The sequence below is a fragment of the Erythrobacter donghaensis genome (assembly GCF_001557325.1).
GTDB lineage: Bacteria > Pseudomonadota > Alphaproteobacteria > Sphingomonadales > Sphingomonadaceae > Erythrobacter > Erythrobacter donghaensis_B.
Genome location: NZ_LSJS01000192.1, coordinates 21,006 through 34,351 on the forward strand (window position 1 = coordinate 21,006; position 13,346 = coordinate 34,351).

The 13,346-nt window shown below is 60.6% G+C and carries 13 protein-coding genes; 9 read left to right on the plus strand and 4 right to left on the minus strand.

Annotated features, from left to right (window positions below):
- The first annotated feature begins 20 nt into the window (after window positions 1-20).
- The 8 genes from AX692_RS11550 to cobU are packed head-to-tail and all read left to right on the plus strand — an operon-like array spanning window position 21 to window position 6,620.
- On the plus strand, window positions 21-428 hold the full coding sequence (locus tag AX692_RS11550; protein ID WP_073977691.1) for a DUF1636 domain-containing protein: 408 nt from the start codon (window positions 21-23) through the stop codon (window positions 426-428).
- A complete protein-coding gene (gene cobT / locus AX692_RS11555; protein WP_073977692.1) occupies window positions 425-1,441 on the plus strand; it encodes a nicotinate-nucleotide--dimethylbenzimidazole phosphoribosyltransferase in 1,017 nt (338 codons plus the stop codon). Before AX692_RS11550 ends, cobT begins: the two co-directional genes overlap by 4 nt.
- Window positions 1,438-2,007, plus strand: a complete 570-nt coding sequence (locus AX692_RS11560) for a histidine phosphatase family protein (RefSeq protein WP_039330661.1) — start codon at window positions 1,438-1,440, stop codon at window positions 2,005-2,007. Before cobT ends, AX692_RS11560 begins: the two co-directional genes overlap by 4 nt.
- 13 nt (window positions 2,008-2,020) lie before the next feature.
- Window positions 2,021-2,737: an adenosylcobinamide-GDP ribazoletransferase gene (gene cobS, locus AX692_RS11565; RefSeq protein WP_073977693.1), complete on the plus strand. Its 717-nt coding sequence runs from the start codon at window positions 2,021-2,023 to the stop codon at window positions 2,735-2,737.
- Entirely contained in the window at window positions 2,734-3,723 is a 990-nt protein-coding gene (locus tag AX692_RS11570; RefSeq protein ID WP_073977694.1) for a threonine-phosphate decarboxylase, read from the plus strand. Before cobS ends, AX692_RS11570 begins: the two co-directional genes overlap by 4 nt.
- The gene (gene cbiB, locus AX692_RS11575; RefSeq protein WP_073977695.1) at window positions 3,716-4,669 is read left to right on the plus strand and encodes an adenosylcobinamide-phosphate synthase CbiB; all 954 of its coding nucleotides are present in this window, start codon (window positions 3,716-3,718) and stop codon (window positions 4,667-4,669) included. The genes AX692_RS11570 and cbiB overlap by 8 nt, the downstream gene beginning before the upstream one ends.
- Entirely contained in the window at window positions 4,657-6,132 is a 1,476-nt protein-coding gene (locus AX692_RS11580) for a cobyric acid synthase (RefSeq protein ID WP_073977696.1), read from the plus strand. The genes cbiB and AX692_RS11580 overlap by 13 nt, the downstream gene beginning before the upstream one ends.
- Window positions 6,114-6,620 carry a bifunctional adenosylcobinamide kinase/adenosylcobinamide-phosphate guanylyltransferase gene (gene cobU, locus AX692_RS11585; protein WP_073977697.1) on the plus strand — a complete coding sequence of 169 codons (507 nt, stop codon included), beginning with the start codon at window positions 6,114-6,116 and terminating at the stop codon, window positions 6,618-6,620. Before AX692_RS11580 ends, cobU begins: the two co-directional genes overlap by 19 nt.
- A gap of 589 nt (window positions 6,621-7,209) precedes the next feature.
- Here the strand turns inward: cobU and AX692_RS11590 are convergent.
- The 3 genes from AX692_RS11590 to AX692_RS11600 are packed head-to-tail and all read right to left on the minus strand — an operon-like array spanning window position 7,210 to window position 9,588.
- A complete protein-coding gene (locus AX692_RS11590) occupies window positions 7,210-8,565 on the minus strand; it encodes a hypothetical protein (protein WP_073977698.1) in 1,356 nt (451 codons plus the stop codon).
- A complete protein-coding gene (locus AX692_RS11595) occupies window positions 8,562-9,032 on the minus strand; it encodes a GNAT family N-acetyltransferase (protein WP_066117647.1) in 471 nt (156 codons plus the stop codon). Before AX692_RS11595 ends, AX692_RS11590 begins: the two co-directional genes overlap by 4 nt.
- Complete coding sequence (locus AX692_RS11600; protein ID WP_081095274.1) at window positions 9,025-9,588, minus strand: recombinase family protein; 564 nt, start codon at window positions 9,586-9,588, stop codon at window positions 9,025-9,027. The genes AX692_RS11595 and AX692_RS11600 overlap by 8 nt, the downstream gene beginning before the upstream one ends.
- A gap of 149 nt (window positions 9,589-9,737) precedes the next feature.
- Here AX692_RS11600 and AX692_RS11605 point away from each other — a divergent pair, with 149 nt between their 5' ends.
- Window positions 9,738-12,674: a Tn3 family transposase gene (locus tag AX692_RS11605; protein WP_066117656.1), complete on the plus strand. Its 2,937-nt coding sequence runs from the start codon at window positions 9,738-9,740 to the stop codon at window positions 12,672-12,674.
- A 73-nt stretch (window positions 12,675-12,747) separates the two neighbouring features.
- On the opposite strand, the gene AX692_RS11610 is transcribed toward AX692_RS11605, so the two are convergent.
- Window positions 12,748-13,346: NUDIX hydrolase (locus AX692_RS11610; protein ID WP_230961057.1), on the minus strand; the 599-nt coding region annotated here is incomplete at its 5' end.

The following is a 13,346-nucleotide window of genomic DNA, read 5'->3' on the forward strand; positions in this document are numbered from 1 at the left end:
AATCTATGGAGCAAGAACTTATGTTGATCCCCGTCGAGGACGGCCCTGCCGTAGTAGCATGCAACACCTGCCGACACAGCAGCACTGCAAAGGAGGATGACGCCGGTGTGCGTGGTGGCGCGCGTATGGTCGAGGCCCTGCGCGCCGTGCAGGCACGCGATGAACGCTATTCCGGTATCGCGGTGCAGGAAATGCCCTGCTTGTTCGCCTGCAGCGAATTCTGCACGGTCCACCTTCGTGCGCCAGGCAAAGTCGGGTATGTTCTGGGCCGCTTCACTCCCGATGAAGAGGCCGCCGCTGCCATCCTCGACTACGCCGTCCATTATGCGCAAAGCGAACATGGCCGGGTTCCGTTCAAGGACTGGCCGCAGGGCGTCAAAGGCCACTTCATCACCCGCACACCGCCGCCGGGCTTTGTCGCGCAATGAGCACGTTTTCTTCCGTCGATGCCTTTGATGCTGCCATTGCCGATATGCCTGCGCCAGATGAAACAGCAATGGCCAGCGCGCGCAACCGGCAGTCGCAACTGACCAAGCCGCCAGGATCGCTGGGACGGCTGGAAGAGATCGCGATCTTCATGGCCGGTTGGCAGGGGCGTGAACGACCCAGACTGGAACGAGGGCGTACAGTCGTTTTTGCGGGCAATCATGGCGTCACGGCACGGGGCGTGAGCGCCTTTCCTCCCGAAGTCACCCACCAGATGGTGGCCAATTTTGAAGCAGGTGGCGCTGCCATCAACGCGCTGTGTGCCGCTGCCGGGCTCGATCTTCAGGTACTGGCGCTGGAGCTTGACCGGCCAACCGCCGATTTCACCTCAGCCCCGTCCATGACCGAAAGCGAATGTCTTGCCGCGCTGTGTTCCGGGGCCGCCATGGTCGAAGCCGGCCTTGATCTCCTTGTCCCTGGCGAGATGGGCATCGGCAACACTACGGCCGCTGCAGCCCTCTGTGCAAAGGCACTGGGAGGCAGAGCTGGCGAATGGGTCGGCCCGGGAACGGGGCTCGATCCGGCGGGCGTGGCGCGCAAGATCGGTGTGATCGAAGCAGCACTCGCCTTCCATCAGATTGCTCCGGCAACGCCTTTCGAAACCCTGCGGCGTCTGGGCGGGAGGGAAATAGCCGCAATGGCAGGCGCAATTGTCCGTGCAAGGCAGCTTCGGGTGCCGGTGCTCCTGGATGGCTTCATTTGCTGCGCTGCCATCGCGCCGATCTTTGCCGCCGAACCTGCAATCGTCGACCATTGCCTGGCAGGGCATTGTTCGGCCGAACCTGGTCACAAATGGTTGCTCGAGCGGTTCGGTCTCGCACCGCTCCTTACTCTGGGCATGCGCTTGGGCGAAGGGAGCGGCGCTGCGGTCGCGGCCCAGATCGTGCGTTCAGCTCTCGCCGCACACAACCAGATGGCCACTTTTGCCGAAGCTGGCGTGGCTGCTGGCGTATGAGCGAGTTTTTCCTGCACCTCATGCGGCATGGCGAGCCCATCCACCCCGGTCTGCTTCTCGGAAGGACCGATGCGCCTACGACGCCCGAGGGCGTCGCATCATGCGTGGCACAGGTCGAGGAACTGTCGTTCCAGTCGATTGTATGTTCCGATCTCCAGCGCTCGGCAGAGGCAGCAAGAGCTATCGCCGATCCAAGAGGGCTGCACCCGATCCTCGACTCACGGTGGCGCGAACTGGACTTCGGCGACTGGGACGGTCTGGCACCCGCTAAGGTCGACAGTGCCGCGATCAGCGCGTTCTGGGACGACCCGGACGCCAATCCGCCACCCGGTGGTGAGCGCTGGTCTGCTCTGGTTTCGCGCGTGGAAGCGGCCTTGGCCGCAATCCCGCCGCAAGACACGCTGGTCGTAACGCATGGCGGAGCAATCCGGGCTGCGCTGGCCAGCCTGTTCGGCTTCGGACAGCGGCAGGTCTGGGCGTTTGACCTTCCCTATGCCGCGCTGATCAGCCTGCGGGTCTGGCCGGGAACGCCGCGCTCAGCCCAGATCGCGGGCCTTTGGACATGAAGCGCCCGATCGCATGAAAGGCTTCCTCATCGCACTCCAGTTCCTCACCCGTTTGCCGACACCCCGGCTCACGGTTTCTGCCGAGGAATTCGCCCAGTCCATGCGCTGGTTTCCAGCTGCTGGCCTGGTGATTGGCCTTATCGTTGCCGGGGCCGCCTGGGTTGGAGCAAGGACCGATCCCTGGACCGGAGCCCTTGCCGCCTTGATCGCCTGGGTTGGCGTCACCGGAGCCCTTCACCTGGACGGTCTGGGAGATATGGCCGATGCCAGCGGCGCGGCCCACAAGGACCGCGAGCGGCTCCTCGCCGTCCTGGCAGATCCGCATGTCGGCAGCTTCGGCGTAACGGCCATCACCGTGCAACTGCTGACCAAGCTCGTGCTGCTGCATGGCATGATCGAGCACAGCCAGTTTCTGGCACTGATCGGGGTGCCGGTCGCCGCGCGCATCGCGCCGCTGGCATGGACCTGCTGGCTGCCGCCGTTGCACGATGGGCTGGGTGCGCGCTTTCGGGGCGCGATCAGGCCGATCGATCTGGCGCTGTGGGCCGCAGTACTTCTCGCCACCACGGTGGCGTTTCCTGCATTGCTCATTGCGGTTCCTGCTGCGGCACTATGGGGTCTGTGGATCAAGCGCGCTATTGGCGGCATCTCGGGCGATGGACACGGCGCCGGGATTGAGCTGATCGAGGCGGCGCTGCTGCTGGCGTTTGTCGTGATGGCGGCCGCATGACCCGCGATCGCTGGACATGGCACGGCGGCGGCCTCTCTGCGGCCCGCGCGCATTTCGGCGACGATGCGCGCGGCTGGATCGATCTTTCCACCGGGATCAATCCGCATGTCTGGCCCGGTGCAGGGGCGGTCGAGATCGATTGGCTTGCCCTGCCCGATGAAATGGCCCTGCGCGCGCTGGAGCAAGCGGCCGCCGCCAGCTTCGGGTGTCATGCCGATCATGTCTGCGCGGTGCCAGGCACCGAAGTTGGCCTTCGCCTCGCCGGAAGGGTGCTGGGCGATGACGTCTGCCACGCCGTTCCATCCTATCGCACCCACGGCGAGATGGCGGCCTCCAGCCATCCCGTAACGCTTGGCAATCTGGCGCTGGCCGATGGATCAAGCCTGATCCTTGCCAACCCCAACAACCCGGATGGCGTCCTGCTTTCTCGGGAAGCCTTGAGCGATCTTCTGGTGCGGCGTGGTCGGAAAGGGTGGCTGGTAATCGACGAAGCCTTTGCCGACTGCCACCCCGACCACAGTTTCGCCGACCAAGTTGATGATCGGCACAGACTTCTGATCTTTCGGTCCTTCGGGAAATTCTTTGGCCTCGCCGGATTGCGGCTCGGTTTTGTGCTGGGCCCTCGTCCGATCCTGGCGAGTCTGCGTAAGCAGCTAGGTGCCTGGCCGGTCTCGGCGGCTGCGATCGCCATCGGCACCCGCGCCTATCAGGATATCGCCTGGCAGGACGCGATGCGGGAGCGCCTCATCGCCGAGGCCACCAGTTTCGATCAGCGCTTGGCCTCGTTCGGTTTGTTGGCAAGCGGCGCATGCCCACTCTTCCGCCTGATAACGACGCCGGACGCGTCACACCTGTTTGAACGTCTTGCCCGGGCTGCGATCCTCAGCCGCCCCTTCGCCGATAAACCGGATTGGTTACGCCTTGGCCTACCCGCCAACGACGAGGCGATGGAGCGTCTCTGTGCCGTGCTCGAAGACCATGGCTGAACCGTTCGCGCTCATGGCCCTGGTGCTGGATGCTGCCATTGGCTGGCCTGGCGCGCTGTATCGCCGTGTCGGACATCCGGTGGGCCTGTTCGCCCGGATCATCAATGCCTGCGAAGGCGCATGGAACCGGCCAACTCACTCAGATGGCATGCGCAGGACGCTCGGCGTCATGACCGTGCTGATACTGCTGGTGCTGACAATCGGGACTGGACTTGGCCTTACCGCGCTCGCCCGGCACCTGCTGGGCTCATGCTGGTGGCTTGGTGCCGCAGCACTGGCCTGGCCCGCTTTGGCCCAACGCAGCCTCTACGATCATGTTCTTCCCATCGCAGTCGCGCTGGAGCAGAATGATCTCGAAAGTGCGCGCCATGCCGTCTCCATGATCGTCGGGCGTGATACCGACACCCTTGATCGCGCGGGTGTGGCACGAGCTGCAATCGAAAGTCTGGCCGAAAGCTTTTGCGACGGCATCGCCGCGCCGCTGTTCTGGCTGGTTATCGGCGGCCTGCCCGGCGTCTGGGCCTACAAAGCGATCAATACGGCAGACAGCCTGATCGGCCATAAGGAAGCGCGCTGGCGCGCCTTTGGGTGGGCTGCGGCGCGCATGGACGATGTGATGAACCTGCTGCCGGCTCGGCTTGGCGGCGTCGTGGTATGTCTTGCCGGCGGCGGAGGGTGGGCCACGCTGTGGCGCGATCACCGCCGCCACGCCTCACCCAATGCAGGCTGGACCGAGGCGGCCATGGCGGGCGCGCTAGATCTCGCGCTCGCGGGACCAGTGTCCTACGATGGTGTGACCCATGCCAAGGACTGGATCGGCAGCGGGCGGCGCGATGCTGGCGCTGCTGACGTCAGGCGCGCTTTGCGCATTTATGTCCGCGCCTGCCTGTTGCTCTGGGCCATCGTGGCCGCTCTCACCTGGAAGGATATCGTATGGGCGCGCTGATGTTGCAGGGCACGGGTTCCGATGTCGGGAAATCGGTGCTGGTTGCCGGGCTGTGCCGCGCCTTTGCCAATCGCGGGCTGAGCGTTCGCCCGTTCAAGCCGCAGAACATGTCGAACAATGCTGCGGTTACCGTCGATGGCGGCGAGATCGGCCGCGCCCAGGCTTTGCAGGCCGCCGCATGCCGGGTCGAACCGCACACCGATATGAACCCGGTCCTGCTCAAGCCTCAGGCCGACCATACGTCACAATTGGTCGTTCACGGCAAGGTCCGCGGCACGCTGGGCGGTGGCAATTTCCGGCACAAGCGTGGCGAACTGCTGCCCGAGGTCATGGAAAGCTGGCACCGGCTGCAGGCGCAGTGCGATGTCGTCGTGGTTGAAGGCGCCGGCTCGCCGGCTGAGATCAACCTGCGGGCCGGCGACATCGCCAACATGGGCTTTGCCCGTGCCGCCAGCTTACCAGTCGTGCTGGTCGGCGATATCGATCGCGGCGGCGTCATAGCCGCGCTCGTTGGCACGAGGACGGTATTGGACCCGGACGACGCGGCGATGATCCGGGGTTTTCTCATCAACAAGTTTCGCGGCGATCCGGCGCTCTTTGCCGACGGTTATCGGCAGATCGAGGCGCTTTCGGGCTGGCGAGGCTATGGCGTGGTGCCCTGGCTGCGCGCCACTGCCCATTTGCCAAGCGAAGATGCGGTCGTGCTTGAACGAACCGCGCAGGGATCTGCCGGTCGCCTGAAAATCGCCTGCCCGATCATCCCGCGCATCGCCAATTTCGACGATCTCGACCCAATCAAGGCGGAAAGCGCGGTCGAACTGGTCATGGTCCCACCAGGCCAGCCCATCCCCGGTGATTGTGCGCTGATCGTCCTGCCCGGATCAAAAGCCACGATCGCTGATATGAAGGCGATGCGCGAACAGGGCTGGGACATTGATATCCTTGCGCATCATCGGCGCGGTGGAAAGGTTCTGGGCATCTGCGGCGGCTATCAGATGCTCGGCCGCCGCATCGCCGATCCGGAAGGGATCGAGGGACCACCTGAAGATATCGCCGGTCTGGGTCTGCTGGATGTTGAAACGGTCCTGACCGGAGACAAGGCACTACGCCAGGTGGCGGGCACTGCGCTCGAGCAAACCTTCACCGGCTTTGAAATGCACATGGGCGTGACCAGCGGTGCCGATTGCCGTCACCCCTTTGCACTGCTCGGCGAAGGGCGGCCCGACGGCGCAACCAGTGCAGACAGGCAAGTCATGGGCACTTACGTCCACGGAGCATTTGCCAGCACGGCGCTGCGCTCAGCTCTGCTCGGCATGCTCGGCGCGCAGTCGGACGGGATCGACCATGATTCGAAGGTGGATGACGCGCTCAATGCGATCGCGGCTGAGCTTGAACATCATCTCGATGTGGATGGTTTGTTGAAACTCGCAAGGGGGGAAAGACGATGCGTAGCCTGTTCGTGATCGGCGGAGCGCGCTCGGGCAAGAGCCGCTATGCACAGGCCAGAGCCGAGGCGACCGGCCTGTCGCCAGTCTTCATCGCTACTGCTCAAGCTTTCGACGAGGAAATGCGCGACCGTATCGTTCGGCACCAGGCGGATCGCGGCGTGGAATGGGAAACGGTCGAGGCCCCCCTTAAACTTGCGGAAGCGATCGAGTTGCATGCCTCACCCGACCGGGTCTTGCTGGTGGACTGCCTCACGCTATGGGTGACCAATCTCCTGATCGGCGATCACGATATCCCGGCGGCAGTCCGCACACTCATTGAGACCATCACGGTTGCGCAAGGGACCCTCATACTCGTCAGCAATGAGGTCGGATTGGGCATCGTCCCGGAAAACCAGTTGGCGCGCCGGTTTCGGGATGAGGCCGGGTTTCTTCATCAACGTGTCGCGGCTTGCGCGAACGAGGTGCAGTTGCTGTGCGCTGGCTTGAATTTGCAGTTCAAATGAAAATGTCCCATTGTTTTAATGGGATATTTGGAACTCAAATTGCGCGAGAGCCGGCCAGAAAGACCGCCAGAAGCTGGATCATGGCGCTGCCCCTGGCAATGGTTGGCTGCCCGGTTTGAAAGGCGTTCATAACGTTGATGCGGCTTGTCGGGACATCTTTTTCCGCGACGAGAGTGCCTATCTGGAGGCGGAAAACTCTAGACCCAAGCGGTCCAAAGTTGGGTAGCAGTGCAACTTGGCGTCGGACTCTGCTCAAAATCGGTTACATTTCAGACCACCGTCACGGTGTATGTGCGCGCGGTAAGTGTCGCGGTGGCTCCCTTGGTCCTTGGGGCACCGCGTTTCAGCCTGAACCTAGGCTAGAGAAAGCTCTCGCCAGCGTGGTTCTCAAACAAAGCCGCATCTCGGACATAGCCAAGCAGCACCTCCACCTTTTTCTGTCGCGAGACCTCCTGCATTTTGGGCAGTGAAGCACCAGCCTTCGCAGCTTCGGTCAGGAATCCCGATCTAAGCGAGTGCGCCCCGACCGGCCTCAGTGCATTATTGGGACACAGATATACGGTAGGGCTTTGGATATCATCTGAAAGCGCTATTTCCTGAGCTTCGCGACGCCGAGTTCGGCCCATAGCCACGAAAAATCATATGTTGCCATGGGATCATTGGGGTTTGCTTGCCGCCCAGAGTTGTTTTCGATGAGCTTGAGCCAATCGACGAGCATTTTACGGCCCTTTGCAGTTTTTGCTGCTTCCCGTGGCGTTTTATCGTTGAGCGCGCCGACTGGTTGATCGAGCGTTTCGCTGTAATGCCTGTCCATGGCTTGGTGGATAATCTGGGCTGCAATTTCGGGGGGCACCGGCGCTTCTTCGGGTTCGCGCGGTCTTTGATTGCGCATGGCCTGTTCGACGGTTTCGATCTCGGTCAGCGGCTTGCCCACCATGCTGCCGAGAATAGACATGATCAGCATGATGCCTTCCTGCGCGCGCTTCGCTGAGTTAACGGCGAGCAACAGGGTGCGGCCTTTAACTTCCACCGTCCCATAGACAGTCTGGCCATTTTCCATGGTAGTGCTCATTGCCAATGCGCCTTTGCCTTTGGCGCGCGGCATTTGCCCGGATGATGGCTTCAACCAGTTCCAGAAATGATCGTTTTCGCCTGAAAATTCCGGGTGGTCATCAAAGCGCGCGGCAAGATCTGAAGCTGATGCGCTTTTGGCAAGGCGGAAGCGGACCTTGTGGAACATCAACTCGTCGCCGTCGCTGTTCTGGATGACCGGTTGTTGAAGGCCGAGAGCCTTGGGGAGCACGTCATAAAGCCAACCCGTCGTGAACAGGTGGGCGAGGGTTGCCAGCGTTTCGTCGTCGATGTCGAGCGGGCCGGATTTTCGCCGCTTGCCCCCGGCCTTGCGCAGTCCTGCCAGAAGGGTCTCGGCTCCATCGGGAGAGAATGGAAGAAGCGCGCCAGACAGGATATGCCCTTTGCGCTCAGGAACGATCCGCGCCGAGATCTTGTCCCATGGCTTGAGCGTGCGTGTTGCGGTCCGTTCCGTCACCTGAATCGGTTCGCCACCCCTGACCAGATCGCGGGCCAGGAAAGATTGGCCAGGAACGACGTCGCTTACTTCATAGAGGCTGCACACAGAATCGCGCAGCGCTCGCATGTAGGCTTTGGTAAGCGCTGTTTCGTTCCAGCCCCGACGCTTCAGATAATCATCGACCAGATTGATACCATCGGGTTCAAAACGGCGACTCATCAGATCTTCCAGCGCGCAGCCGAATAGAAGGCCTTCATAGTGATCACCGAGAATATCGCCAATTTCCTCGAATTCGATGTCAAACTCTTCCTGAGCGAGGCCCAGATGGTCAGCCATCACGCTTTCCAGCGCATCGCGCCAATCCTCGCGAAAGGTGAACTTGATCAGGCGGGAGAGATCATGGCCAGATTTCATGCAGGTGGGTTCTCAATCAGTTTGACCATGTGCACGGCGACCGTCCCCAGATCATGGTGGGTTTCCTTTTCAAACACATACCCCATGCGCTCATAGAGTGCGATATTCGCGGCCATGAGCTTGTTGGTGTAGAGACGGGTGGCTGCCAATCCTGCCTCCCGTGCAATGTATTCGGCATGACGCATGAGCCTGACGCCGTGTCCCTCACCTTGTCGCTTGGGTTCGACCGCAACATTGACGATCATCAGTTCGTCGCCTTCGGGAACAGTTTCGACAAGCGCAATCAACTGGCCCCTGTCGATCAGTAGGTCGAAGCGATGGTCGGCGAAAGCTTGGTGATAGTCTGCCGTCATTGGGCGGGGCGGTCTGGGCGTCACCTCAACCCACTTGGTGTAGGCGCGTATGGTCAAAGCCTGGATATCAGCAATATCTTCAGCAACAGCGCGGCGAATGCAGGGTTCAGCCATGCCGCACCGTCGCAACGATTCTGGAAACAGTAGGCTGACTCACCCCGAATATACGGGCCATTTCAGCAGCGGACTTGCGACCTGAGATCACGCTCTCGGCTATTTCCGCCCGCTGCTTGGCATTGAGCTTGGGGCGGCGACCGCCGATGCGGCCCTCAGAACGAGCCTGATCGAGACCCGCCTTGGTCCGCTCGCGGATCATCGCGCGCTCAAATTCTGCAAAGCTGCCAACCATCTGCATCATCATGCGGCCTGCGGGCGTGGTGGTGTCGATGCTTTCAGTGAGCGATCGGAAACCTGCATTAGCAGCTTCGATCCTGTCGAGCAGGTGAAGCAGGTCTTTGAGCGACCGCGACAACCGATCCAGCTTCCACACAACAATGACGTCGCCTTCACGGAGTTGATCGAGCATGCGGTGCAATTCCGGGCGATCCCACCTCCCACCGCTGGCGGCCTCCTCAAAGACACGCTTGCACCCCGCCTCCTTGAGCGCACGCAGCTGCAGTGCCGTGCTCTGATCATCGCCTTTCGAGATACGGGCATAGCCGATCAGCATTTGGACCCTCATTCGCAAACGGTCGTTTCTGAAAGGTCAATCGTCATCGCCATGCGGTGCAAGATTGCGTCTTTCAAAACCCTCTTTCAAAACTGTAGCGAATGGAAAGATGTTTGTGAAGGGATTCGGACATGCCAGCGCGCATTCCCATGACGGTCAAACAGCGTGAGGCCTTGCTCGCGCTGCCGACAACCGAGGAAGAGGTTGTTATATACCATAGTCTCGACGAAAATGAGCGTGCGGCGATCGCCCGCTTGCGCTCGCCAGCCAATCAGCTGGGCTATGCCTTGCAGCTTTGTTGTCTCCGCTTTCCGGGTCGATACCTTCGTCGAGGCGAACTGCTCCCTGCGATCATGCTCGATCATGTCGCGGAACAGATTGACATCGATGCCGATGTCATTGCTGACTTTGCCAAGCGCGGACCGACCCGATATGAACAATTGGCGTCGATCAAGCGCAACCATGGCTTTGTCGATCTGACGCATCCCGTTCGAGCCCAGCTGAAGCAATGGCTCGAAACAGAGGCAATTACCTGCGCCGATGGCCGTCTTCTGCTCGAACGATTGATCAGCAGGATGCGTGAACAGAAAATCATCATTCCGGGGGTCAGCGTCATTGAGAGAATGACAGCTTCAGCTATGCACGCTGCCGATACCAAAGTTGCAGCTGACATTCTGGCTCAGCTCAATCCGGAGCAAAAGGCGAAGTTGAATGCTGTGCTGGACGACAAGACCCATGCCCAGCAGAGCCGATTAAGTTGGCTGCGCGAGCCTCCGATCCGCGTCGGCGCGCGCGGGCTGTTCGAGCTCCTCGACAAAATTGACTATATCCGCAGGTTGGGAATCGGCGAGCTGGCGCTTCCCGATTATTTCAAGCTGCGGCTTGCGCAACTGGCGCGTGAAGGCGTGCGCTATACCGCGCAGGCGTTGCAGCAAATGACGCTGCCGCGTCGGATGGCAACATTGGTTGCAACGATAGGTGAACTGGAAGCAACCCTGACCGATGCAGCTCTGGCCATGTTCGGATCACTCGTCGGTCGCGCCCATCTTCGGGCGCGCAAGCGGCTTGAAGAAACCCTCCTGGCATCCGCCGATCAGGGGCGGGAACGTCTGGTCCGCATTGCGGACGTTTTGGGTGCAATGGCGAAGGCCATTCGCAAGGGCGACGATGTTGAGGCGGCGGTGACGGCTGTTGCCAGCTTGGACCTGATTGAAGCCGATGCCCTGCTGATCAAACGCACAACCAAGCCCGGACGACCTGACGTCACCGGGGAACTTGCGCCCGAGTATAAGTTATTCAAGCAGGTGGGCAGCCGCTTCTTGCGCAGTTTTACGTTCGAAGGTCGGCGGGCGACAGCGCCGCTGCGCACCGCGATCGGGATTCTGATCGAACTTGATGGCAATTGGCGAAAAGCCCTGCCAGCTGACATTCCTCTCGGCCATATCGAACGCCGTTGGCAGCGCCACTTGTTCGCCGACGGCAAGCTCGACCGCACATACTGGGAACTTGCGACATATTTTACAGTGTCGAGCGCGTTGGCGTCCGGCGATCTATGGGTGCCATCATCAAGGATGCACCGCGCATTGGAAGAGTTGCTGCAACCAAGCGTCGTTTCCGGGGTCGCCGCACTGCCCACACTTTCCAAGCCGTCATTCGACCAGTGGCTCGAAGAACGGTCGGCACAGCTTGATAAGGCATTGTTGTCCACCATGCACGGCCTATCCGGGAAGGATGCCATGCTCTTTGCCGGAGACCGCCTCCGGTTTCCGAAAATGCCAAAGGACGACGCGGATGACAGCGAAGAGACCCGCGAGCTTGCCGTACGTACGTATCGTATCCTGCCCACGGTGCGCATTACCGATGTTCTGTCACAGGTCGCGAAGTGGACCGGCTTTACCGATCATTTCAGTCATGTTTCAACCGGGCTTCCGCCCAGCGACCAGAACGGCTTTCTGGCAGCCTTGATTGCCGAAGCGACCAATCTTGGCCTCTCTCGCATGGCCGACATTTGCGACGTGGCTTCGAGAAGGGCGCTGCTGCGGATGCAGACCTGGCACATGCGCGAAGATACCTTCCGCGCCGGGCTGGGTGCACTCACCGATGCCATTCATGCCGAACCAATGGCGGCATGGTTTGGCGAAGGCTGGCGCGCGTCCGCCGATGGACAGCATTTTTATCTCGGTGGACCAGGGGAAAGCGGCGGCACCGTCAATGCCCATTATGGCCGCGATCCGATCATCAAAATCTACACCACTATAACGGATCGCTATGCACCGCTTCATCAGACCGTGATTGCGGGCACCGCTGGCGAGGCGATTCACGCGCTTGACGGTATTCTCGGCCACGAGAGTTCAGCAGAAATTTCGGCGCTTCATGTCGATGGCGGCGGGGTATCCGACATCGTGTTTTCTGTCATGCACCTGCTCGGCCTCAACTTTGAGCCGCGTATTCCCAGGCTATCCGACCGAAAACTCTACGCCTTTGAACCTCGTGCCCGATATGGCAAATTGGCCCCGCTCTTCGGCCAGCGCCTCGATGAAAATCTGATCCGAAGCCACTGGGATGACATCCATCAGGTTGTAACGGCCATGCGAAACAAGGTGGTCACCCCGTCGCTGATCCTGAAGAAGCTGTCCGCCTACAAACAGCAGAACAGTCTGGCCGCCGCGATGCGCGAGGTCGGCCGCATCGAGCGGACCCTGTTCACCTTGCGTTGGTTCGAAGACCCTGAGCTGCGAAACCTGGTCACGGCTGAACTCAACAAGGGCGAATCCCGCAATACGCTTGCACGGGCAGTCGCATTCCATCGCCTTGGTCGATTCCGGGATCGCGGCACCGAGAACCAGCAAATCAGGGCCGCTGCAGTCAACCTCGTTACCGCTGCGATCATCCTGTTCAACTGCCGCTATCTGGGTCGTGCTGTCGAAAAGATTGGACACTCAACGGGCGCGGGTATTGGCGCAAACTACAGCCAGATTTCTCCACTCGGTTGGGACCATATCAATCTGACCGGCGACTATATCTTCAGCGACAATGCCCAGCTCGATGATGATGGGTTCCTCCCGCTCCGGGTGGGGCGAGAATAGTGATCATCCATCTGCCCGAAACCAGTCATTCCTCGCACAGGCTGGACGGGCTGAATTGGGCCAATCCGGAAGTTCAGAGGCTGAGGGCGAGCGGAAGGATGTGGTCTCGGGTGAGAGGTGCCAATGGCATCGAGGCTGCCTCAGAAAATGTGACCCACACCACTTCTTCAATCTCTGCGTTCTTCCGTGGCACATGCTGTGGCGCGCGCACGTGAAAGACGTCCGCTTCGACAATGTGGCCAGGCTCGTTGGCTGCTATTGCGGAGAATTGACCAAGATGCCGCGCGGCCGAATTCGCCAACGACAAGCCAATTTCCTCGGATAATTCACGCTGCAAAGCACATAATGCGCTTTCGCCTTCCTCCATTTTACCGCCTGCTTGCATGAACCACTGCGTCCCTGCCTTCCGAACGAGGAGCAGGTGACCCATACCGTCATCTATGAGCGCAGCGGCGATCCGGATCGTTCGAAGGCTGTCCAATGTCATACGCTGACGGTAATAGTGCCATGCGCGGGTTTCAACAGCGGACGCGCGAAGCAAAAAGATAGCTCGCAAGGTCCGATTAAGTGCCCTCACTCGCCATTGCAGGAATGTAGGTTTCGCCGCTACCGTATATGGGGTGACTACACGAAAGTGACGTATCTGCACGGAAAGGGCGAACGGATAGCGAA